This is a genomic window from Microbacterium flavescens, assembly GCF_018588945.1.
Taxonomy (GTDB): Bacteria; Actinomycetota; Actinomycetes; order Actinomycetales; family Microbacteriaceae; genus Microbacterium; species Microbacterium flavescens.
The window spans coordinates 143,156-164,949 of record NZ_JAFIWA010000007.1 but is presented as its reverse complement, the minus strand read 5'-3'; the positions used below and the strand labels follow the sequence as shown (position 1 = coordinate 164,949).

General features: G+C 71.7%; 18 protein-coding genes. 10 read left to right on the top strand and 8 right to left on the bottom strand.

The genetic code is table 11. The features are described 5' to 3' along the window. The first annotated feature begins 10 nt into the window (after positions 1 to 10). Both JX005_RS14340 and JX005_RS14335 read left to right on the top strand, forming a co-directional pair. Positions 11 to 1,288, top strand: coding sequence for a CDP-glycerol glycerophosphotransferase family protein (locus JX005_RS14340; RefSeq protein WP_214468265.1), 1,278 nt, complete (start codon positions 11 to 13; stop codon positions 1,286 to 1,288). Further along, positions 1,285 to 2,733, top strand: coding sequence for a CDP-glycerol glycerophosphotransferase family protein (locus JX005_RS14335; protein ID WP_214468264.1), 1,449 nt, complete (start codon positions 1,285 to 1,287; stop codon positions 2,731 to 2,733). The genes JX005_RS14340 and JX005_RS14335 overlap by 4 nt, the downstream gene beginning before the upstream one ends. Positions 2,734 to 2,743: 10 nt before the next feature. Here JX005_RS14335 and JX005_RS14330 read toward each other — a convergent pair whose 3' ends face one another. Then, the gene (locus JX005_RS14330; protein WP_504740358.1) at positions 2,744 to 3,838 is read right to left on the bottom strand and encodes a glycosyltransferase family 2 protein; all 1,095 of its coding nucleotides are present in this window, start codon (positions 3,836 to 3,838) and stop codon (positions 2,744 to 2,746) included. A gap of 40 nt (positions 3,839 to 3,878) precedes the next feature. Here JX005_RS14330 and JX005_RS14325 point away from each other — a divergent pair, with 40 nt between their 5' ends. Continuing rightward, positions 3,879 to 5,168: a CDP-glycerol glycerophosphotransferase family protein gene (locus tag JX005_RS14325; protein WP_214468263.1), complete on the top strand. Its 1,290-nt coding sequence runs from the start codon at positions 3,879 to 3,881 to the stop codon at positions 5,166 to 5,168. On the opposite strand, the gene JX005_RS14320 is transcribed toward JX005_RS14325, so the two are convergent. The 5 genes from JX005_RS14320 to JX005_RS14300 all read right to left on the bottom strand — a co-directional run bounded on the left by JX005_RS14320 (position 5,169) and on the right by JX005_RS14300 (position 11,351). After that, entirely contained in the window at positions 5,169 to 6,548 is a 1,380-nt protein-coding gene (locus JX005_RS14320; RefSeq protein ID WP_214468262.1) for a maltokinase N-terminal cap-like domain-containing protein, read from the bottom strand. Between the two features lie 58 nt (positions 6,549 to 6,606). Next, the gene (locus JX005_RS14315) at positions 6,607 to 7,878 is read right to left on the bottom strand and encodes an alpha/beta fold hydrolase (RefSeq protein ID WP_214468261.1); all 1,272 of its coding nucleotides are present in this window, start codon (positions 7,876 to 7,878) and stop codon (positions 6,607 to 6,609) included. A gap of 40 nt (positions 7,879 to 7,918) precedes the next feature. Then, positions 7,919 to 9,583: a S8 family peptidase gene (locus tag JX005_RS14310; protein ID WP_214468260.1), complete on the bottom strand. Its 1,665-nt coding sequence runs from the start codon at positions 9,581 to 9,583 to the stop codon at positions 7,919 to 7,921. Between the two features lie 103 nt (positions 9,584 to 9,686). Next, positions 9,687 to 10,595: a hypothetical protein gene (locus JX005_RS14305; RefSeq protein ID WP_214468259.1), complete on the bottom strand. Its 909-nt coding sequence runs from the start codon at positions 10,593 to 10,595 to the stop codon at positions 9,687 to 9,689. A 63-nt stretch (positions 10,596 to 10,658) separates the two neighbouring features. Next, entirely contained in the window at positions 10,659 to 11,351 is a 693-nt protein-coding gene (locus JX005_RS14300) for a phosphocholine cytidylyltransferase family protein (protein ID WP_214468258.1), read from the bottom strand. 197 nt (positions 11,352 to 11,548) lie between these two features. Here JX005_RS14300 and JX005_RS14295 point away from each other — a divergent pair, with 197 nt between their 5' ends. Genes JX005_RS14295 through JX005_RS14285 form a run of 3 tightly spaced genes read left to right on the top strand, consistent with a single transcriptional unit; the run spans position 11,549 to position 14,576 of the window. Beyond that, on the top strand, positions 11,549 to 12,724 hold the full coding sequence (locus JX005_RS14295; RefSeq protein ID WP_307858602.1) for an ABC transporter ATP-binding protein: 1,176 nt from the start codon (positions 11,549 to 11,551) through the stop codon (positions 12,722 to 12,724). Next, the gene (locus JX005_RS14290; RefSeq protein WP_214468257.1) at positions 12,700 to 14,268 is read left to right on the top strand and encodes a hypothetical protein; all 1,569 of its coding nucleotides are present in this window, start codon (positions 12,700 to 12,702) and stop codon (positions 14,266 to 14,268) included. Before JX005_RS14295 ends, JX005_RS14290 begins: the two co-directional genes overlap by 25 nt. 41 nt (positions 14,269 to 14,309) lie before the next feature. Continuing rightward, complete coding sequence (locus tag JX005_RS14285; RefSeq protein ID WP_127474413.1) at positions 14,310 to 14,576, top strand: DUF3039 domain-containing protein; 267 nt, start codon at positions 14,310 to 14,312, stop codon at positions 14,574 to 14,576. 6 nt (positions 14,577 to 14,582) lie between these two features. Here the strand turns inward: JX005_RS14285 and JX005_RS14280 are convergent, their stop codons facing one another. Beyond that, positions 14,583 to 15,914: a nicotinate phosphoribosyltransferase gene (locus tag JX005_RS14280; protein ID WP_214468256.1), complete on the bottom strand. Its 1,332-nt coding sequence runs from the start codon at positions 15,912 to 15,914 to the stop codon at positions 14,583 to 14,585. Positions 15,915 to 15,955: 41 nt separating this feature from the next. Between JX005_RS14280 and murI the strand changes: the two genes are divergently transcribed. The 4 genes from murI to JX005_RS14260 all read left to right on the top strand — a co-directional run bounded on the left by murI (position 15,956) and on the right by JX005_RS14260 (position 19,255). Continuing rightward, positions 15,956 to 16,783, top strand: coding sequence for a glutamate racemase (gene murI, locus JX005_RS14275; protein WP_214468255.1), 828 nt, complete (start codon positions 15,956 to 15,958; stop codon positions 16,781 to 16,783). Between the two features lie 28 nt (positions 16,784 to 16,811). Further along, a complete protein-coding gene (gene rph / locus JX005_RS14270; protein WP_214468254.1) occupies positions 16,812 to 17,582 on the top strand; it encodes a ribonuclease PH in 771 nt (256 codons plus the stop codon). 22 nt (positions 17,583 to 17,604) lie between these two features. After that, positions 17,605 to 18,249, top strand: coding sequence for an RdgB/HAM1 family non-canonical purine NTP pyrophosphatase (rdgB, locus tag JX005_RS14265; protein WP_214468317.1), 645 nt, complete (start codon positions 17,605 to 17,607; stop codon positions 18,247 to 18,249). 85 nt (positions 18,250 to 18,334) lie between these two features. Beyond that, positions 18,335 to 19,255, top strand: a complete 921-nt coding sequence (locus JX005_RS14260; RefSeq protein ID WP_214468253.1) for a cation diffusion facilitator family transporter — start codon at positions 18,335 to 18,337, stop codon at positions 19,253 to 19,255. Here JX005_RS14260 and JX005_RS14255 read toward each other — a convergent pair. Continuing rightward, positions 19,252 to 21,726: an ATP-dependent DNA ligase gene (locus JX005_RS14255; protein ID WP_214468252.1), complete on the bottom strand. Its 2,475-nt coding sequence runs from the start codon at positions 21,724 to 21,726 to the stop codon at positions 19,252 to 19,254. The two genes, JX005_RS14260 and JX005_RS14255, sit on opposite strands and share 4 nt — an antisense overlap. Positions 21,727 to 21,794 lie beyond the last annotated feature (68 nt).

Below are 21,794 nucleotides of genomic sequence, written 5' to 3'. Positions count from 1 at the left end.
GGCTCGCGGGGTGGCGTCCTTCTCGTTCGGCGCGGGGAATGCGCGAAAGCTCGCGAGCATCCCGCTCTATGCCGCGGGGCGCATGCTCACCCTCCTCGTTCCGCGCTCGCGCGACGAGTGGGTGTTCGGCTGCGGCGCCGGCATCGGCGACGGAGCGCTCGCACTGTGGGAGGTCGCTTCCGCCCACGGCCACCGCGCGCTGTGGCTCGTCGGCAGCGACCGTGAGGCGACGGATGCCGCGGCCCGAGGCATCCCCACCGTTCGGAAGTCCTCGCTGCGGGGCCTGTGGCGCACGGCTCGGGCTCGCGTGATCGTGGTCACGCACGGCTTCGGCGACGTCAACCGCTACGCCGTCTCGGGTGCGTTCCTCGTCCAACTGTGGCACGGCATCCCGCTCAAGCGGATCGGGCTCGACTCGCCCGAGACGCTGCGCGTGCCGGGTGCCGTCGCACGGCTGGGCGCCGGGGGCCACGTGCGGCGCATGCTGGGCGCGATGTACCGCGGCGCAGTGCGGCGGATCCGGATCCTGCCGGCGGCCTCGCATGCCGTGCGCGGCCGGCTCGAGTCGGCCTTCGCGCTTCCCGACGATCGCGTCCCCGTGACCGGCGAGCCGCGCGTGGATGTGCTCTCGCGGGGCACCGCCGAAGAGCGGCGCGCCGCCGCCCGCACCGCCATCGCGGCCGCGGTGGGGCCGATCGGCGAAGCGACCCGGGTCGTCCTGTATGCGCCGACGTGGCGCGACGGCGCGCCCGACCCGGCCGTGCCGTCGGCGGACGAGTGGCGCGCGCTCGCGGACGTGCTCGAACGTCAGGACGCCCTGCTGCTGGTGCGCTCCCATCCGCTCGGCGCGGGGGAGTACCGCCCGCCGCACGCGACCGATCGCGTCCGCCTGATCGGCAGCGACCTGGTCCCCGACGTGACCCCGCTGCTCCCGGGCGCCGACGTGCTCATCACCGACTACTCGTCGCTCGTCTTCGACTCGGCGCTGGTGCCGCTCCCCGTCGTCTTCCTCGCGCCCGACGTCGCCGACTACGCGCGTCGCCGCGGCTTCTACGGCCGGTACGCGGAGGTGGCGGGGGAGGACTGGGCCCGCGACTGGACGGCCGCTCTCGCCCAGCTGGACACCGTTCTCGACGACGAAGCGGACGCCGAACGGCGACGCGGGCGAGCGCGCGCGCTGAGCGCGCGGGTCCACGCCTTCCGGGACGGCGGCGCTTCGGAAAGGGTGTACCGTGCGATCCTGGCCGGATCGCGCGAGGACGCCGCCGCGAGGAGAGGACCACGATGACCGACGCCCGCTTCACGACCGACGACGGCCCCGCACTCGTCCTCTCGGGCGTAGGGCCACGTCCTGCATCGGTGGAGCTCGTCGGCCGGCGCGCGCGCGTCCTCGCGTCGCTCACCGGCCGCGGCAAGACGTGGCGCGCCGTGCTGCCGCTGCGGGCGCGGCGATGGGGCGGACCCGAGCTGCCCCTGCCCACCGGCGACTACCAGGTGCACGTCGCCCTCGCCGGTGACGAGAGGGTCGCCGAGCCGGCGTCCCTGCCGCTGGTGCAGCTCGGCACCGTCAGGGCGTCGCTCGACGGCTGGCTGCTGCGCATCGGACCGCCGGTCGACCCGGCCTACGACTCGGGCGAAGGACAGGACGCCCTCGAGCGGCGCTACGCGCACCGCTCCGCGCGCCTCGAGAACGCGGTCTTCTTCGAGAGCTTCTACGGCCGCAACGCCAGTTGCAACCCACTGGCGATCGATCGCGAGCTGGCACGCCGGGCACCCGGCGTGACGCGGTACTGGAGCGTCGTGGATCTCTCCGTCGCCGTTCCCGACGGTGCGATCCCCATCGTGGAGGGCAGCCCGGAATGGTGGCGCGCCCGCGGCTCGGCCCGGCTGCTCGTGGTCAACGACTGGCTGCGCCGCCGGTTCTCCCGTCGCCGCGGTCAGGTCGTGCTGCAGACGTGGCACGGCACCCCGCTCAAGCGGCTCGCGCTGCATCGTCCGGGATTCGACCCTCGCCGAGCCGCGGCGGTGCTCCGAGAGTCCCGTCGCTGGAACGTGCTGCTGGCGCAGAACCCGTACGCGGCGCGGATCCTCGGCAAGGCCTACGCGTTCCTCTCGCGGCCGGTGTGGGTCGAGGGTTACCCCCGCAACGACGTCCTCGTGACCGGCGACGGCCGCGCGACGCGCGCCTCGCTCGGCATCAAGGACGGCGAGCGCGTGCTCCTGTACGCGCCGACCTGGCGTGACGACCGCGACGAGATCGTGGACTTCGTCGACCCTGCGGCGCTCGCCGCCGCCGCCGACGCCGTGGTGCTGGTCCGCGGCCACTCGCGCACGCTGCAGCAGGGGAAGGACGCCGAGGGCCCTCGGGTGGTCGACGTGACGGGGTTCCCCGACACGTCCCTCCTGCTGCTCGCGGCGGATGCGCTCGTCACGGACTACTCGTCGGTCATGTTCGACTTCTCGGTCACCGGCAAGCCGATGTACTTCCTCGTGCCCGACATGGAGCATTACCGCGGCGAGCTGCGCGGGTTCTACTTCGACCTCACCGCTCACGCTCCGGGGCCGGTCGTGCGCTCCCAGGACGAGCTCATCGCCGCTCTGGCGGAAGACCCGGACGCCCACGCTGCGCGCTATGCGCAGTGGCGGGAGAAGTTCAACGCCCGCGACGACGGGCACGCCGCCGAGCGCGTCGTGACGCGCATCCTCGATCAGGGGCTGATCGAGACGGACTGACCCCGCGGCCTCAAGGAAGCGGGGTGTTGCGCGAGCCCAGGCGCGACGTGTCGACGGTGTCGTGCGCGCCGCGCAGCACGCCGATGATGAACCCCCAGCCCCACGAGAGATGCATCGTGGGCAGGACCGCCATCGTCCACAGCTTGTCCCGCCATCCCCGGCCGCCGCCTGGTCCGAGCGCGACGATCACGATGAGGACGGCGTAGGTGATCACGGGCAGATAGACGACGGATGCCGCGGCCGACCACCAGCCGGTGAGGACGCCGGTCAGCTGCAGCACGCCGACCACGACGGCGAGGACGATCGTCGCGACGAGCGCCGGAGGAGCGAAGAACCGCAGCGAGTTCCCGCGCCCGAACCGGCGAACGAGCTCGCCTCGCCAGCGGCCCGTCGCCGAGAACTGCCGCGCCAGGCGCGACCAGCTCTCGCGCGGCCAGTACGTCACCGACAGCGTGGGATCGAACCACACGCGGTAACCGGCGCGCCGGATGCGGAGGTTGAGCTCCCAGTCCTCGCCGCGGCGGATGGTCTGGTCGAACAGGCCGACCTCGTCCAGCACCGCGCGGCGCATGACGCCGAGGTAGGCGGACTCCGCCTCGCCCTCGGTCGTGCCGCCGTGGTAGGCGCCGCCGCCGAGGCCGATGGGGGAGTTGTACGCCCGCGCGACAGCCCGCTGGAAGGGCGTCCGGCCATCCGCGCGCATGACTCCGCCGACGTTCGCCGCGCGCACCCGCTCCAGGGTCGCCAGCGCCCGGCGGGTGTAGTCGCGCTCCAGCTCGGAATGCGCGTCCACGCGAACGATCGTCGGGTAGCGCGCGGCCGCGATCGCGCGGTTGAGCCCGACCGGGATGTCGGCCGCGGGGTTGTCGATGAGGACGATGCGCTCGTCGGCCGCGGCGATCTCCCGGGCGAGCTCCGTCGTGCCGTCCGTCGAGGGGGCGAGCGCGAGGATCAGCTCAGCGGGGCCCTCCACGTCCTGGGCCAGGACCGTCTCCACCGCGCGGCGCAGATAGTCGTGCTCGTTGAGGACCGGCATGACGAACGTCACTCCGGAGCCGCGGGGGACCTCTGGAGCGTCCTTGCGCCCGCGCTGCTCGTCCTGCACGCGTCGATCATGTCATGTGTCGCCTGAGTAGGCTGGACGGGTGGCACTGGTCTCGGATGCGAAGAAGGCGGCGGCGCTCCTCCGCAAGGCGCTGCGCACCCGGTCGGCCGTCAAGGACGTCCGCCGTACGCTCGCCGCCCGGCCGCAGCATCCGCGATTCCACTACCGCGTGGCCGTCTACTTCGCCGATGGCGCAGTGAACATGTACCAGATGCGGCAGTGGTACAAGCCCCTCGCGGAGCTGGCCGAGACCTGGCCGGTCGTGGTGCTGAGCCGCGCGGTGACCGGAGCGCAGGCCCTCCTCGCGGAGGATGCCCCGCCGGTCGCCTTCGTGCCGACGGTGCGAGACCTCGAGCAGTTCATCGCGACGCAGGACATCCGGGTCGTGCTCTACGTCAACCAGAACACCCGCAACTTCCAGATGTTCCGGTACGGCCGCCGGTGGCACGTGTTCATCAACCACGGCGAGTCCGACAAGATGTACATGACCACCAACCAGTACAAGGCTTACGACTACGCGTTCATCGCCGGCGACGCCGCCCGCGACCGGCTGTCCCGGGTGCTGTGGGACTACGACATCGAGCACCGCACGATCGCGATCGGTCGCCCGCAGGCCGACCACTACTCGGGCCGGCTCCCGTACACGCCCGACGATCGGACGGTCGTGCTCTACGCGCCCACGTGGGAGGGCGACCGGCCCTCCGCGCACTACGGCTCGATCCTCAGCCACGGTGAAGCGCTCGTCGGAGCGCTGCTGGCGAGCACGCGCCACCGCGTGATCTACCGGCCGCATCCCCGATCCGGCGTCGTCCTGCCCGAGTACGGTGACGCCAACCGGCGGATCATCGCCGCGATCGCCGCGGCCAACGCCGCCGAACCCTCGGCGCGGCACGTGTTCGACGACGGGCCCGACCTCGGCTGGCAGCTGTCCGCTGCCGACGTGGCCGTCGTCGACATCTCGGCCATGGTCTACGACCGGCTCGCCGCCGACAAGCCGCTGATGATCACGCGCCCGGTCGACCCGGCTGCCGCGATCGACACGCACGGCTACCTGTCGGCCTGCGAGTGGCTCGACGCTTCAGTGGCCGGGTCGATCGTCGCGGAGACCGATCGGGTGCTCGCCGACCCCGAGTCCGTGGAGCGCCTCGAGCGGTGGGTGCGGCACTACTTCGGCGATACGTCGCCCGGTGCGGCGACCCAGCGCTTCCACGGCGCCGTCCGGCGCCTCATGGACGAGTGGGATGCCTGGTATGCGCGGTCGGTCGACGAGACCCAGGACGATGAGCCCGATCCCGACGAAGCGGAGCTCGACGACGCCGGCGAGAGCTGATCAGCCGACCGGCGCCGGACGCTCCACGAGACGCTCGATCGCCCGCAGCGGGATTGAGACCCACGTCGGACGGTTGCGGGCCTCGTAGATCGCCTCGTACACCGCTTTGTCGAGCTCGAGCGCGGCCAGCAGCGCGCTGTCGGCCTCGAGATCGGCGCCCGAAGCGAGTGCGTACCCCTCGAGGAACGCCTCACGCGCGGCACGGGCCCACTCCCGGGCGGCGCCCGGGGACCGGTCGGGATCGTCGAGGCGGATGGAGCCGGCGACGTAGTCGAACGAGCGCAGCATGCCCGCGACGTCCCGCAGCGCCAGATCGGCACGCGTGCGCTCGGCCATGGGCCGCAGCGGCTCGCCCTCGAAGTCGAGCAGCACCCATCCCCGCCCGGGCACGTGGAGCACCTGACCGAGGTGGTAGTCGCCGTGGATGCGCTGGTGGTCGGGCCAGTCGCCCGCGGCGGCGCGCTCGTACACCGCCTCGATGGCGTCGCGGCGCTCGGCGATCTCGGGCACCTCGGCGATCGCGATCGTCAGCCTGCGGTGCCAGGACGCCGCAGTGGCCTCGCGATCCTGGGGGAGCGTCTCGCGGGTCGGGAAGAGCTCGGCCAGCGACACGTGCACCTCGGCTGTGGCTGCCCCGAGAGCCCGGGCCGGCGCGCGGAAGTCCTCGCTGCGAGCGGCCGCGTGCAGGGCGACCCGCCAGGCGTCCTCCACGTTCGGAAGGAACTCCTGCGCCGCGGCCAGGGACCCCCGGACGGTTCCCTGTGCGGTCGCCGGATCGGGCCATGCTCCTTCGATCCACCCGATCGCGCGGGGGACGTGGATCGATCCCGCCTCCGCCAGCGCCGTCGGCAGCTCGATGTCGGGGTTGAGGCCGGGATGCAGCTGACGATAGACCTTGCAGATGATCGGCACTCCGCTGCAGCGATAGATCAGCGAGGTGTTGGACTGCTCGCCGGTGACGACGCTCGCGCTGCGCGGTTCGTCGGGCGGGGCGTCGAGAGCCGGATGGCCGGTCGCCACGGTGCGCGGGCCTTCGCCCGTGCCGCCGAGGGTCACCAGGCGGATCAGCGCCCGCGCATACGCCGGGTCGAACGGGCCATCGATGAACGTCGTTCCCGGCTCGGGGCTGCCGATGATGTGGGCAGGCAGAGCGTCGACGGTCTCGGTCGCCCGCGACACGACCGGAAGCTGGTACAGGACGGCGGGGAAGGCCCCCTCGTCGGCGACGAGGTAGGTGCGGATGCGCGCACCGGCGTCCTCGGCCGCGACCGGAGCGAGGTCCCACCACGAGATCAGGCGCAGGCTCGGCGGGCGGCCCTTCGCCGCATACCACCGCTGCCGCGGCATCCATGCCGCCAGGCAGGCCAGCGTGCTGTCCATGGCTCCGAGCGTATGCCCCAACGCGCCCGCGGAGCCACCCGAGCGCGCCGGTGGGTCCTCACGTGCTCATCACCGCCGAGAGCACCGCGTAGGCGACCTGCCTGCCGGTGATGTCGGAGTGCCCGGACACGAACGCGTCGGCGTTGAGCGACCACACGTCGTGCGCAGCGAAATCGTACGTGCCACCCACGTCGAGCAGCGTCGCGGCCACCCCGCCCGGCGTCTTCAGAGCGCCGTTGCGCCCGATGCCGCCGTACGGGTCGTTCTGGTCCCCGAGCGCCACGCCGATCTGCCGGGCGAGACGCGACGCGATCGGGTACGCCATGCCCACCGCCTTGTCGTTGCGGGTGTGCGTCACGATGATGGGGCCGCTCACCTTGGCGGGCACCTTCGCGAACATGCCGCTCTTGCCCGCGCCGTCCCAGTCCTTCGCCATCCCGAAGTGGCTGTAGGCGGCCTGCAGCAGGGACAGGGACGCGACGGGCGCCGATGTCGCGAGGACGGCTGCGGTCATCGCGCGTCCGCCGAAGGAGTGGCCCACGAGGTGGATGCGGGCGTCCGCCGCCTCGTCGTGGATGCGGTCGAGCAGCGGCCCGATGCCTTTCTTCCCCACCACGCCGGCCCGCTCCTTCATCGTGTAGTAGGTCGAGACGTTCACGAGGTTGCGGGCGGCGCCCACGATGCTGTCGAAGAACCCGGCGCCGCCCCCGTCCGTGTCCAGCGGTGCGAGTCCGGCCGGGTCGATCGAGGCCGCGCCGCCCACGGCTGCGGGAGCGGCATCCGTCTCCAGTCCTCCCCGCGCCGCCTCCAGGACCTCGCTCGCAGGGGCTTTCTTGAGGGCATCGAAGCCGGCCTTGTCCTCTCCCTTCGTCGAGCCGGGGAGCGTGGAGCGCAGCAGCGCGACGAACTCCTCCTGGGCCTGCGACGACGCTTCCAGCTTCGGCGCCAGCGCCTCGAGCTTCGCCCGCACCGCGGGGTCTTCGATCCGCTGATCGATCTCGCGCTCCAGGGCGGCGACGTCGTCGTCGACACCTGCTCCGGCACCGGAGTTCTCGTCCTCGGCCCACTGGATCGACGGCCACAGCACCCCGACGACGACGAACCGGCGGTCGAGCGCTCCGTCGAGCCGTGACCGCACGGCGGCGACCGAGTCGATGAGGCTCTCGTACAGCGCTCGCGCCTGGCCCGGGGTGTTGTTCCAGCCGTGCGAGATGACGAGCACGTCGGTCGGCCGCTTGTCGGCGAGGGTCGTCGCGAGGTCGTCGAGATCCTCGGGGTGGGCGATGGCGCCCTTGGCGTCGAAAGCGACGTCGGTGTACGGCAGCTTCATGATGCCTCCGGTTGCTGTCTGATCGGGCAGGGCAGGGCTCTCACACGCTCTGGATCGCGCGCATCGCGTCGACGAGGCCGTGCCCCTGGAAGGTGCGCTCGCGGCCGAGGTCGCTCGCCGTGTCCATCAGCACGCGCTTGAGCTCGTCGGGCTTGCCGATGAACTCCCGGTGCACCGACAGGAAGGCAGCGGCCACTCCCGAGACGTGCGGCGCCGACATCGACGTGCCCGAGTCCTCGACGTAGGTGATGTCGGATGCCTTCTCCCCGGCCTTCAGACGCACGTTCGCGCGCGCCTTGGTGAGGAGCTCGCCGGCGCCGGCGCTCACCACCCGCTCGCCCGGGGCCACCAGGTCGGGCTTGAGGCGGCCGTCGCCGGTCGGACCCTTCGACGAGAAGTACGACACGCCGGTGGAGTACGGCTTGAGCGACGTCGACCCGACCGTGATGGCGCGGGCGGCGTTGCCGGGATCGTTGATCGTCATGCCGAAGCCGAGCCGCATCTCGCGCCCGGCGGTGTCGCGTGCGGCGCCGTAGCCGGTGTTCCCGGCCGACACGACGACGCAGACGCCGTTCGCGACGAGCCGGTCGACCTCGCGGCACACCGGCGACAGCCCGGTCGCGAACCACGACGGGTCGAACGGGTAGCCGAGCGAGAGGTTCACGCCGTGCACGTTGAGCTCGCGACCCCAGCGGTTGAGCTCCTGAAGGTATTCGAGCGCCTCGAGCAGCGAAGCGAGGTCGCCGGTGCGGTCGTCGCGCAGCACCTTGATCGGCAGGATCTTGGCCTGCGGCGCCATCCCGCTGATGCGGTCGAGCGTGACGCGCTCCACGCCCGTGTCGCCCTCGGCCGTGCGGTACCAGGTCGCCGCCGCGATGCGCTTGCCGCGCGGAGACGCCGTCTGCCCGCCGGCGATGATCCCCGCGACGTGCGTGCCGTGGCCGTTCGGATCCTGCAGCGCGGACTCGTCGGTCGTCCCCGGCACGAAGCTGCGGGCGGTGAGTCCTTCGGGCAGCGACAGCGTTTCGTACGTGCGGAAGTGCGCGTGGCGGGCGTCGATGCCCGTGTCGAGCACGGCCCACACGATGCCGTCGCCGGTCGCGTCGAACGACCGGACCGCGGCATCCGCCTTCGTCGTGATCACCGAGCGGTGGATGGTGGCGCGCACCTCGAAGTTCGGCCACACGCGGTTGATGAAGCTGCGCGGAGCCGACTTGGCCTCCTGACGGCTCGAACGCGGCGTCGATCCCTTGTCGGCGTCGATGCGCACCAGTGCGTGGATCTCGGCCGGGGTGAGGGCGGCCATCACATAGCTGCCGGTCCGCCAGGCCGAGGCATCCCGTCCGCCCGCCGCGATGCTGACGAGCCCGAGCAGCTCCGCCACGGCGTCGTCGAGGGGGATTCCGCTGTCCGTGCGCAGCTCGATCACGATCCCGATCGGCTCGGACTCGGAAGCCGATGCCATCCGCTCGGCGAGCGGACGCGTGATGACCGAGTCCGTCACGAGCGACACGGTGGTCGGCATGTCGGGGAGCGCGAACGCGGGCGTCGTTGCGGTCGGCGCGGTCGGCGGCGGCGCCGGTTCGCCCGACGGCGACTCCTCGCCGCGGGGCATCGGCTTGGCCGGATCGGGCTCGAGGTCGGCCTCGGGCTCGACCGCGCGGAACTCCTTCGGCAGGTGCCGGCGGTCTTCTGCGGACGCCATGGGCCACGTCCCCTCTCCCGCGGTGAGAGTACTCCCACGGGCGCTGTGTCACCAGGTCGAGGGCGGCGAGGGGACGCCTGATACACCCGCGGGGGTCGCGCCGTCAGTCGTCGGCGAGGTCCTCCGGATCGCCCTTGCTCGCCGGCGGGGCCTTGCGGGATCCGGGGCGGAGGCGCTTGGCGCCGCTCACGATCGCCTCGCCCGCGTGGCGGATCGTGCGGCTGGCGGCCCGCTCGAGGCGGATCGCCCCCTCCTTGGGCTCGAGTTCGGGGGGCAGGATGGCGGGCGGCTCGCCGAACGCGCGGCGGGAGTTGACGAGTACGCGCCGGCCGAGGATGTGGTTGCCGGTGCCTCCGATGGCTGCGCCGATGCCGAACGGAAGCGCCTTGCCGATCCACGACGCACCGCCGCGGACGGCGAACTGGTGGATGAAGGTCGTCTTGAGCCGGTCGACGAGCGGGCCCATCGCCGCACGGGGGAGCGTCTTGGTGATCATCTCGCCCCAGTACCGGTCGCGCGACGGGCCACGACCCATCGCCTGGCCGGCGAGCTGCGACACGAGGTCCACGCCCTCCTTGCCGAGCATGAGCGTCAGGACGAGCGCGCGGGCGCGGTCGGGATCGGCGACCGGGATGCCGTGCACCTCGGCCACCGACTGCGCGAAGAGCGCGGTCGCCTCGAGGAACGCCACGGTCTCGACGCCGCTCAGCGCGAGCGTGACGCTGGTCCCGATGCCCGGGACGACGGCGGTCGCCCCCACGGCGGCCCCGCCGGTCGTCACCGCCGCGAGGTAGCGGCGCTCGAGGATGCGCACGATCTCGGGGGCGCCGGCATCCGGGTGGCGCAGGCGGATGCTGCGCAGGTGCGCGAGCACCACGGGACGCTGGATCCCGAGCACGCGATCGAGCGCACGGATCGTGCGCGGGTGCTCGTCCGAGCCGACAGGCGGCAGACCGCCCTGCCAGGGAGCGTCGCCGGGCAGGGAGTGGATCCTGTGCACCTTGTCGGTCATCGGGCCGATCCTATGCGCCGCAACCGAGCGCGACCTGCGGGTTGACAGGTCGCGCAGGCAGCGTCAGACGTAGAGGTTGGCGCGCTCGAGGTCTTCGGCGAAGTCGACCTCGACGGCGTACAGGTCGGAGATGTCGAGCGGCTGGAGGAGGACGCCGTCCTCGGCGATCGCGAGCTCGAGCCCGCGCTCGAAGTAGTCCTGGTCGTCGACCCGCGTCAGCTGGCGGATGAACGCCTTCTTGTCGCCGCTCGAGATGTAGTTGATGCCGACCGCTTCGCCGATGCCGCCCTCGACGGTCTTCGAGAGCTCCTTGATGAAGCCCGCGGCGGTGACGGTGTACTTGACCTCTTCGTCACTGACCTTCGAGGTGTTGACGGTCACGAACGACTGGTCGCGCTCGATGAGCTCGATCGCGCGGCCCAGCACCATGGGATCGAAGACGACGTCGCCGTTCATCCACAGCACTCCGCCCTTGCCCGTCGTCGAGAGGGCGCGCAGGAGGCTCTTGGAGGTGTTGGTCTGGTCGTAGCGGTCGTTGTAGACGTAGTCGGCCGACGGGAACGCCTCGACGATGGTCTCGGCACGGTAGCCCACGACGGTGGTGATCTTCGCCTCGGCGCCGAACGCCGCGCGGATGTTGTCGTGCTGCTGCTGCATGATGCTGCGGCCGTCGCTGAGCTCGGTCAGCGGCTTGGGAAGGCTGCGGCCGAGCCGCGAGCCCATTCCGGCTGCGAGAATGACGGTCTGAAGGGTCAAAGGTCTGCTCCTGAAGTGTGAGATTCACTGTCGGTTCACCGACTCGACACCCCTTCGTGCCGGGTCCATGGTAGCGATGGCACCTGAGAACGGGCAGAACAGCGGGGTGCCGTTGTCGATTCGTGACAAAACGGCGTCAACGAGACTCGGCGTCACACGGTGCCCCCTCTCCCGCGGCCGCTTGATACCTTGGATCGGTGACAGCCTCCCTCCCGGTGCCGAACGACATCGATCCGGAAGAGCCGGACGGTCACGACAGCGCGCCGATCGTGTCGCTGCCGTCGGGGCCCCAGGCTCCGTCCGTCGAGCGCACGCCGCCGCGGAAGAAGACGGCGAAGGGCAAGCGCCCCGCGCGCCCCGCGAAGGCGGAGCCCCAGGCCGACGCCGCGGAGGTCGACACCGTCGAGGAGGCCGCGCCCGAGGCGCCCGCGCCGCCGAGTCCGCCCGCCGAGCTCTCCGACCTGGCAGAGGCGGACATCCTCATTCCGCCGAAGCCGCCGCTGCCTCAGCCGGAAGTCGAAAGCGAGCCGGAGCCAGAGCCCGAGCCCGCACCGGAGCCCAGGCCCGAGCTCGAACCTGAAGTCCCGCCGGTGCTCACCGCCCCGGCGACGGCGGGCGACGTGCTCGTGCTGCGCGGCGTCTCCAAGCGGTTCGGCGACACCCTCGCGGTCGACGGGATCGACCTCACCGTCCCCACCGGCACCTTCTACGGCGTGGTGGGCCCCAACGGAGCCGGCAAGACGACGACGCTGTCCCTGATCGCCGGTCTGCTCGAGCCCGACCGCGGCTCGATCCAGGTGGGGGGAGTGGATGCCGCGTCCGACCCGCTCGGCGCGAAGCGCGTCATGGGCGTGCTGCCCGATCGCCTCCGCACCTTCGATCGGCTCACCGGCCGTCAGCTGCTGTACTACTACGGCGTCCTGCGCGGGCTGTCGCCGGCGGTGGTCGAGAGCCGCACGGCAGACCTCGCCCGTGCGTTCGACCTGACCGACGCGCTCGGACGCGTCGTGTCGGACTACTCCGCAGGCATGGTCAAGAAGGTCATGCTCGCGGGCGCCCTCATCCACTCGCCGCGGCTGCTGGTCCTCGATGAGCCGTTCGAGGCCGTCGATCCGGTCTCGAGTGCGATCATCCTCGACATCCTCTCCACCTACGTCGCCCACGGCGGCACGGTGATCCTCTCCAGCCACGGCATGGAGCTGGTCGAGCGCGTGTGCTCGCGCGTCGCCGTCATCGTCGCCGGGCAGGTCCTCGCCGAAGGCACGGTGGCCGAGGTGCGCGGCGAGCTCAGCCTCGAGCAGCGGTTCATCGAGCTGGCCGGCGGGCTCAGCGACGTGGAGGGCCTCGAGTGGCTGCACACGTTCTCCGACTGAGGCTCGCACTCCTCGTCGGCACCCTTCGCGGCGGTCGCGCCCACGCGGCACGTGTCGTCTTCGGCGTCCTGCTGCTCGTGGGAGCGACGGCGGCCGCATGCTGGGCGCTGCTGACGCTGCGGGATGGCGATGCCGATGTCGCCCTGGCCGTGATCGTGCTGGGCGGATCCGGCGTGACGCTGGGATTCGGCCTGGCTCCGCTCATCGGCGCGGTGGAGGACCCCCTGGATCCGCGACGGTTCGCGCTGCTGGCGGTCCACCGTGGCCGGCTGGCGCTGGTGCTCGCCGCCGTAGGCCTGGTGAGCGTGCCCGTCCTCGCCCTCCTCGCGATCGCGATCTGCGCGGCGATCGTCTGGATTGAGCACGGAGTGGCGTGGCCGGCAGCGGCGGCGAGCGTCGTCCTCGGCGTCCTGACGTGCGCGCTCCTCGCACGGGTGTGCATGGCGCTCGCCGCCCTACACCTGCGCGAGCGGCGGTCGCGCGAGCTGTCCGGTCTGTTCCTGCTCGTCATCGTCGTCGTGGTCGTGCCGGTGGGCGTGTTCCTCGCCTCCCTGGAGTGGCGCGGGGACGTCCCGACTCAGCTCACCGAGGCCGTTCACGCCCTGGCGTTGACGCCCATCGGGGCGGCGTGGGCCTTCCCGGGGCTCGTCGGCAGCGGCTTGGACGGTGCGTGGCTGTCGCTGCTGATCGCGGCGGCGACGCTCGCCGTCCTGGGCCTGCTCTGGGCGTGGGTCGTGAAGCGACTGCTCACCACGACAGAGCGACCCGTGACGAGCCGCGAGCGCGCCGGCCTGGGCTGGTTCGCCGTCGCTCCCGGCACCCCCGGAGGCGCTGTCGCCGCACGCAGCCTCCTGTACTGGTTCCGCGATCGCCGCTACATCGTCAACATGCTCGTCATCCCGGTGGCCGCGGCGGCGACGGTCGTCCCCCTCGTCGTCGCCGGGGTTCCGCTCGAGCTCGCGATCCTTGTGCCGGTGCCGTTCGCCGCGCTGCTGCTCGGCTGGCTTCCGCACAATGATGTCGCGTACGACTCCACGGCGGTGTGGATGCACATCGCCAGCGGGATGCGCGGCATCTCCGACCGGCTCGGACGCCTCGTGCCGGTGCTGCTCGTCGGCATCCCGCTGCTCGCCGTCGCGATCCCCGTGGTGATCGCCATCCACGACCGGTGGGCACTCCTGCCCGCCATGGTCGGAGTCTGCGCCGCACTCTTCTTCGCGGGGCTCGGGCTGTCGAGCGTGTCCTCCGTCGTCGCGCCGTACGCCGTCTCGCGCCCGGGGGAGAGCCCGTTCCAGCAGCCGCAGCGCACCGGCTCGTCGGGGGCCGTCTCGCAGAGCCTCGTCATGCTCGGCGCCGTCGTGGCGAGCCTGCCCGCGCTGTGGTGCGGGTGGATCGCCCTCACCGACGACATCGATGCCGCGACGCCGGCCCTGTGGGCGGGTCTGGCGGCCGGACTCGGCGTGCTCATCATCGGCGTGACGGCGGGATCGATGGTGTTCTCGCGTCGGGGCGGGCGGCTCATGGAGTTCGCCGAGTCGACCTGAGCCGGTCCCGACGCGGGCGCACCGCGATAGACTCGCTGACCATGAGCACCCCTCTCGAAGGCCCGGACCAGGGCGGTCTGGCCACCCTCGACCGAGAGCTCGAAGAGCTCATCCGCGAAGAGAACATCGAGCCCGGAGACCACGAGCGCTTCTCGCACTACGTGAAGAAGGACAAGATCCTCGAGTCCGCGATCACCGGCAAGCCGGTGCGGGCGCTGTGCGGCAAGAAGTGGACGCCCGGGCGCGACCCTGAGAAGTTCCCGGTGTGCCCCACCTGCAAAGAGATCTACGAGTCACTCGCGAAGTGAGCTGAGTCAGCCGGCATCCGCGTACACGGTCGGGATCGCCGGGTCGGACTTGCTGAGCGCGAGCCCGCGCACGGGGAGCTCCTCGCGCGCGAAGGCGTGATGCTCGCGCGCCGCCTCCACACCCGCGTGGCCCTCATACGCGGCATCCGGCTCGCCATCCTCGACGAGGGTCACCTGCAGAGCGCGGGCGTCGGGGTGGGATGACGCCGTCGCGACCTCCTCGAACCCGTCCGACACGACGATGAGCTCGCTGGTGGCGGTGCCGCGGTCGAGGGTGCGGAACGCGGCCTTCCGCCCGCCCCTCGACGACTTGTCGGCCGAGGCCTTCGCCACGGCAACCCATCCGCCGGCCGAGTCCTGACGTGCGACGAGCTTGTACACCATGCCGGCGGTGGGGGTGCCCGATCCGGTGACGACCGAGGTGCCCACGCCGTAGGAGTCGACGGGGGATGCCGCGAGGGCCGCGATCGCGTACTCGTCGAGGTCGCTCGTCACGGTGATGCGGGTGCCCGTCGCTCCGAGCTCGTCGAGCTGCGCACGCACGTCGGCCGCGACGAGCGGCAGGTCGCCGGAGTCGATGCGGACGCCGCCGAGCTCCGTACCGGCGACGCGCACCGCCGTCGCGACGCCCTCCCGGGTGTCGTACGTGTCGACGAGCAGCGTCGTGTCGGTGCCGAGGGCCTCCACCTGGGAGCGGAACGCCTCCTCCTCGGTGTCGTGCAGCAGCGTCCACGCGTGGGCGGCGGTTCCCATGGTCGGAATGCCCCACGTGCGGCCCGCCTCGAGGTTCGAGGTCGCGCCGAATCCGGCTATGTAGGCGGCGCGCGCGGCCGCGACCGCCGAGGCCTCGCCGGCGCGGCGCGAGCCCATCTCCGAGAGGGGACGGTCGCCCGCCGCGACGCTCATGCGGGCGGCGGCCGTCGCGACGGCGGAGTCGTGGTTGAGGACGCTCAGTGCAAGGGTCTCCAGCACGACCGCCTCGGCGAAGGTCCCCTCGACGGTGAGGATCGGAGACCCCGGGAAGTAGAGCTCGCCCTCGCGATAGCCGGTGATCGAGCCGGTGAACCGGTAGCCCTCGAGGAAGTCGAGGGTCGAGGCATCCACCACCCGCTCGTCGCGGAGGAATCGCAGCTCCTCTTCGGCGAAGCGGAAGTCGCGAATGAGGCTCAGCAGCCGCCCGGTGCCGGCCACGACGCCGAAGCGCCGGCCGGCGGACAGCCGTCGGCCGAACAGCTCGAAGACGCACCGGCGGTCGGCGGTGCCGTCGCGCAGCGCCGCGTCCAGCATGGTGAGTTCGTAGCGGTCGGTGTGAAGCGCCGTGCTGCGGGAGGCGGTCATGCGGGTCAGCCTACTGACCGCCTGGCGTAGGCTGGATCATCGTGAAGGATGCGCCCATCGGAATCTTCGACTCCGGTGTCGGCGGACTCACCGTGGCGCGAGCCGTGTCGGCGCTGCTGCCGCGCGAGTCGCTCCTCTACATCGGCGACACGGCCCACTCGCCGTACGGGCCGAAGCCGATCGCCGACGTGCGGCGCTACTCGCTCGAGATCCTCGACACACTCGTCGACGAGGGCGTGAAGATGCTGGTGATCGCGTGCAACACGGCGTCTGCCGCGATGCTGCGCGATGCCCGCGAGCGCTACGACGTGCCGGTCGTCGAGGTGATCGGCCCCGCGGTGCGCACCGCGATGTCGACCACGCGCAACGGCCGCATCGGCGTGATCGGCACCGAGGGGACGATCGGCTCGCGGGCGTACCAGGACATGCTCGAGGTCAACGAGCGCCTGACCGTGTTCGCCGAGGCCTGCCCGCGGTTCGTGGAATTCGTCGAAGCGGGCGTGACAGACTCGCCCGAGGTGCTCGCGACGGCGGAGAACTACCTCGCGCCGCTGCGGCACGCCGGGGTCGACACGCTCGTGCTCGGCTGCACGCACTACCCCTTCCTCGAGGGCGCGATCAGCTACGTCATGGGACCCGACGTCTCGCTCGTCTCGAGCGATACCGAGACGGCCAAGGACGTCTACCGGCAGCTGGTGTCGCGTGATCTCCTCGCGGGGCCGGATGCCTCGCCTCGCCACGTCTACGAGGCCACCGGCGCGTCGGCCGACGACTTCCTCGACCTCGCCCACCGGCTCATGGGCCGTGAGGTGCGCGAGGTCCAGCTCGTGCAGACCGGCGCCATCGAGCTCCCGCACCGCCCGAACTGACCCACCGCCCCACCCGAGGAGAGACCCGATGACCCTTCCACAGGATCAGGACGCCGCCGACGTCGTCCGCGCCGACGGCCGCGCCGTCGACCAGCTGCGACCCATCACGATCGAACGCGGCTGGAGCGCGAATGCCGAGGGCTCGGCGCTCATCTCGTTCGGCGGCACCAAGGTGCTGTGCACGGCGTCGTTCACCAACGGCGTTCCACGCTGGCTGACCGGCAAGGGCAAGGGGTGGGTGACCGCGGAGTACGCGATGCTGCCGCGCGCGACCAACAGCCGCAACGACCGCGAGAGCGTGAAGGGCCGCATCGGCGGGCGGACGCACGAGATCTCCCGCCTGATCGGCCGGGCCCTGCGCGCGGTCGTCGACACCAAGGCGCTCGGCGAGAACACCATCGTCATCGACTGCGACGTGCTGCAGGCCGACGGGGGTACGCGCACCGCGGCGATCACCGGCGCCTACGTCGCGCTGGCCGACGCGATCGAGTGGGGTCGCGCCAAGAAGTTCATCGCGCAGCGGTCGCAGGTGCTCGTCGACTCGGTCGCAGCGGTGTCGGTCGGGATCATCGACGGCGAGCCCATGCTCGACCTCGCCTACGTCGAGGACGTGCGCGCCGAGACCGACATGAACGTCGTCGTCACCGGCCGCGGCCTGTTCGTCGAGGTGCAGGGCACGGCGGAGGGCGCGCCCTTCGACAAGCGAGAGCTCGACGCCCTCCTCGAGCTCGGCGTGGCCGGATGCGCGTCGCTGCGCGGCCACCAGCTCGCCGCGCTCGAGGCCGGCGCGGAGTCCTGACATGACCGCACTGCCGGAGGAGATGGCGGATGCCGTGGCCGACGCCGCCGCGGATGCGCAGCCGCTCCGCCAGATCGTGCTCGCGACCCACAACCGCCACAAGGTCGAGGAGTTCCAGGCGATCGTCGCCGACACCCGGCCCGACCTGCAGGTGGTCGCCTACGACGGCCCCGAGCCCGCCGAGGACGGTGTGACCTTCGCTGAGAATGCCCTCATCAAGGCCCGTGCCGCCGCCGAGCACACGGGTCTTCCCGCCCTCGCCGACGACTCCGGCATCTGCGTCGACGTGCTGGGCGGTGCGCCGGGCGTGTTCTCGGCGTACTGGGCAGGGCACGCGAAGGACGCCTCGGCCAATCTCGCGCTGCTGCTCGACCAGCTCTCCGACATCGCCGATCCGCACCGCACGGCGCAGTTCGTGTCGACGATCGCGCTCGTGGTGCCGGGGGATGCCTCGAGCGAGCAGGTCGTCGAAGGACGCTGGCCGGGCCGCTTGGCTGCGGCGGCGTCGGGCGAGGGCGGATTCGGCTACGACCCGATCTTCATCCCGGACGGCCAGGAGCCGGGCAGCGAGCGCACCGTCGGCGAATGGTCTTCGCTCGAGAAGAACCGCTCGTCGCACCGCGCCCGCGCCTTCGCCGAGCTCGCGCCGCTGCTCGAGCAGCTCTGAGGCGCTCGCGGGAGTGAGAATCACGATCATTCCCGACTGGGCGGATCGGCGCATGAGGCTCTGCGCCCGGGCTTAGCCTGGGCGCATGCACGATCACGCGAGCGCCCCGCAGGGCGGCATCCGCGGGGCGAGCAACCGCCGGCTGCTGGCGATCTCGCTCGCGATCACGAGTCTCGTGATGGTGGTGCAGGTGGTCGGCGCGGCGCTGTCGGGATCCCTCGCGCTCCTGGCCGACGCGGCGCACATGTTCACGGATGCCGCGGCCCTGGTCATCGCGCTCGTGGCGACGAGCGTGGCGGCGCGGCCGGCGAACGACCGGCGCACCTTCGGCTACCAGCGCGCCGAGGTCTTCGGCGCCCTCGTCAACGGCGCCATCCTCATCGTGCTGTCGGTGTGGGTGGCCGTAGAGGGCGTCAAGCGCCTGCTCGACCCGGGCGAGGTGGAAGTTGCCGGCGGACTCATGCTGGCGGTCGCCGTCGCCGGCCTCATCGCCAACGCGGTCGCGATGTGGCTCCTCAGCTCCGCTCAGCGCCGCAGCATCAACGTGCGGGGCGCCTACCTGGAAGTGCTCGGCGACCTCATCGGGTCCGCCATGGTGATCATCGCCGCGATCGTCATCGTGACCACGGGCTGGGTTCAGGCGGATGCGCTCGCCTCGCTCGTCATCGCCGCCATGATCATCCCGCGTGCGATCGGCCTGCTGCGCGAGGTCGTGTCGGTGCTGGCGGAGTCCGCTCCGGCGGGAACGCACGTGCGCGACATCCGCGACCACATCCTCGCCACCTCGGGGGTGGTCGACGTGCACGACGTGCACGTGTGGCAGCTCACGCGCGGGGCACCCGTGTTCAGCGCCCACGTGGTGGTCGACGACGCCGCGATGCGGGACGGGCGGGCCTCCGGCATCCTGAGCTCCCTCCAGTCCTGCCTTTCGGAGCATTTCGACGTCGAGCACTCGACCTTCCAGCTCGAGCCGGCCGGGCACATCGAGCACGACGCGCACGCCTAGGGGCGGTCTTCGCGTCGCACCTCGTCGGGACTCTTGTCGGGCCGGAGACCCCGCCAGCGCGGATGGCGCAGGATGCCGGCCGGGGTGAACTCGCCGTACTCGACCTCGCCGACGAGCTCGGGGCGGACCCAGAGGGCGTCCCGCGCGTCGAGCGGAGGCACGCCGACCAGGGGATTCTCACCGGTGCGCAGCGGCGTCAGCGTGCGGAGCAGCTGGGTGAGCATGCTGTCGCTGAACCCCGTGCCGACACGACCGGCGTACCGGAGACCGTCCGGTCCGGGGATGCCGAGCAGGAGCGACCCGAAGGTGCCGCTGCGTCCGCCCTTCCCGGGCCGGATGCCGGCGATCACGACCTCCTGCGTGCTCGTGTGCTTGACCTTCAGCCACGATTCGGAGCGGACGCCACCCGTGTAGCGCGAGCGCGGGTCCTTCACGACGATCCCCTCGAGGCGCAGCGTGCTGCTCGCCTCGAGCGCGGCGTCGACGTCGTCGAAGACCGGCGGGACGGTGATCAGCCGGATGGCGTCGGCGGCGAGATCCTCGAGGATGCGACGGCGGGCGCGCAGCGGCTGCTCCGTGACGTCATCGCCGTCGGCGGACAGGACGTCGAAGAGGTAGTAGCGCACCGGTGCCCTACGCGACTCGCGGGTGATCTCGGCGGGACGCTCCAGGTTCATGCGCCCCTGCAGGAGCGGGAAGCTGGGTCTGCCGTCAGGCTCGAGCGCGACGAGCTCGCCGTCCACGATCGCGGGTGCATCGCCGAAGCCGGCGTCGACGTCGGTCAGCTCGGGGTAGCGGTGCGTGATGTCGTTGCCGCTGCGGGCGTAGAGCCGCAGCCGTGCGCCGTCCCACACGCCGACGGCGCGGATGCCGTCCCACTTGCCCTCGACCCACGCGTCGCCTCCCCAGCGAGCCGCCGCCTGCCGTGCCATCGCGGGCGTGGAGTTCGTCGCGAGCATCGCGGCCGGCGCCGTCGGGGCGGAGGACGCGGTCGTCGAGGGGCGGGGTGCCGGCGGGCGCTCGTCGGCCTGCGGGCTGGGTTCGACGGGGATGCCGTCCGGCTGAGCGCGGCCCGCGGCATCCGTCTTCATCCGATGCAGCAGCCAGCTCGACTTCTCGCCCTCGCCCTCCGTGCGGATGAGCGCGAGGCGCACGCGCCCGAGCGGCCCGCCCGGACGGCCCTCGAGCGTCGCGATCACCTCGTCGTCGCGCCACTTCTCGAGGTCGTAGCGGCCGTCGTCCCAGATCGTGACCGAGCCGCCGCCGTACTCGCCGGCGGGGATCGTGCCCTCGAACGTCGCGTACTCCATCGGGTGGTCCTCGGTCATGATCGCGAGGTTGTTCCGCTTGTACGAGTGCGGCACGCCGCGAGGCACCGCCCAGCTGACGAGGACGCCGTCGTGCTCGAGGCGGAAGTCCCAGTGCAGCGCCGTCGCGTGATGCTCCTGGATGACGAAGATGGGCTTCTCGCCGTGCGGGATGGCGCCCAGGGGATTCCCCGGAACCGGCTCGGGCGTGCGCGACGCGCTGCGCTTGGAGATGTACGCCGAGAGGGGTCCTGCCTCCGCCTCGCGACCGCCGGCGTGGAAGCCGAGCGCGTCCATCGGGTCGCCGAGCTCCTCCATGCGCTCGAGCACCTCCTCGAACAGCAGGTGGCGCAGGTCCGGGTCTTCGAGCTCGTCCCAGGTGCGGGGAGCGGCGACCGTCGGGTGGGTGCGGCCGCGCAGCGAGTACGGCGCGATCGTCGTCTTGGCGCCGTTGTTCTGGCTCCAGTCGATCAGCACCTTGCCGGGGCGCTCGGTCTTCTTCATCGAGCTGACGACGAGGTCGGGGTGGTCGGCCTCGATCGCGCGCGCGAGCTCCTTGGCGATGATCGAGGCCTGCTCGGTCGTCTGGCCTTCGGGGAGCGCCGTGTACAGGTGGATTCCCTTGCTGCCGCTGGTCACCGGGTAGGGCTCGAGTCCCATTCCCGACAGGATGCCGCGTGCCCAGCCCGCCACGATCGCGCACTCCGGCAGGCCGGCGCCGGGCCCGGGGTCGAGGTCGAGGACGAGCCGGTCGGCGAAGCCGCGTTCGCCGTCGGGCGCGAATCGCCACTGCGGCACATGCAGCTCGAGACTCGCCACCTGCGCGAGGTAGACGAGGGTCGGCACGTCGCCGACCAGCGGATAGTTCTTGGTGCCCGTGGAGTGGGGGATCGGCATCCGCCTCACCCAGGAGGGTGCGCCGCGCTCCAGGTCCTTCGCGAAGAACACCATGCCGGGATCGTCGTCGGTGCCCACCCCTTCGGGCCACCGCTTCCGGGTCACCGGCCGGCCGACGACGTGCGGGATCAGCAGCGGCGCGATGCGCGTGTAGTAGTCGATGACCTCGCCCTTGGTGGTCCCGGTCTCGGGGTACAGCACCTTGTCGAGGTTCGTGACGCGCAGTCTCCGGCCGCCGATCGAGACCGTCTGCTCTGCGCGGGGCATGCGTTCAGGGTAGCCGCGACATGTCAACACCCGCATATGGGCTAGCCGTGGCGGGTGTGACCGGTGTT

Excerpts from the sequence above, each read along its gene's own strand:
- rph (WP_214468254.1), top strand. The coding sequence starts at position 16,812 with ATGACCCTTCCACAGGATCAGGACGCCGCCGACGTCGTCCGCGCCGAC.
- JX005_RS14335 (WP_214468264.1), top strand. The coding sequence starts at position 1,285 with ATGACCGACGCCCGCTTCACGACCGACGACGGCCCCGCACTCGTCCTC.
- JX005_RS14285 (WP_127474413.1), top strand. The coding sequence starts at position 14,310 with ATGAGCACCCCTCTCGAAGGCCCGGACCAGGGCGGTCTGGCCACCCTC.
- JX005_RS14315 (WP_214468261.1), bottom strand. The coding sequence starts at position 7,878 with ATGAAGCTGCCGTACACCGACGTCGCTTTCGACGCCAAGGGCGCCATC.
- JX005_RS14260 (WP_214468253.1), top strand. The coding sequence starts at position 18,335 with ATGCACGATCACGCGAGCGCCCCGCAGGGCGGCATCCGCGGGGCGAGC.
- JX005_RS14255 (WP_214468252.1), bottom strand. The coding sequence starts at position 21,726 with ATGCCCCGCGCAGAGCAGACGGTCTCGATCGGCGGCCGGAGACTGCGC.
- JX005_RS14310 (WP_214468260.1), bottom strand. The coding sequence starts at position 9,583 with ATGGCGTCCGCAGAAGACCGCCGGCACCTGCCGAAGGAGTTCCGCGCG.
- JX005_RS14305 (WP_214468259.1), bottom strand. The coding sequence starts at position 10,595 with ATGACCGACAAGGTGCACAGGATCCACTCCCTGCCCGGCGACGCTCCC.
- JX005_RS14320 (WP_214468262.1), bottom strand. The coding sequence starts at position 6,548 with ATGGACAGCACGCTGGCCTGCCTGGCGGCATGGATGCCGCGGCAGCGG.
- rdgB (WP_214468317.1), top strand. The coding sequence starts at position 17,605 with ATGGCGGATGCCGTGGCCGACGCCGCCGCGGATGCGCAGCCGCTCCGC.
- JX005_RS14280 (WP_214468256.1), bottom strand. The coding sequence starts at position 15,914 with ATGACCGCCTCCCGCAGCACGGCGCTTCACACCGACCGCTACGAACTC.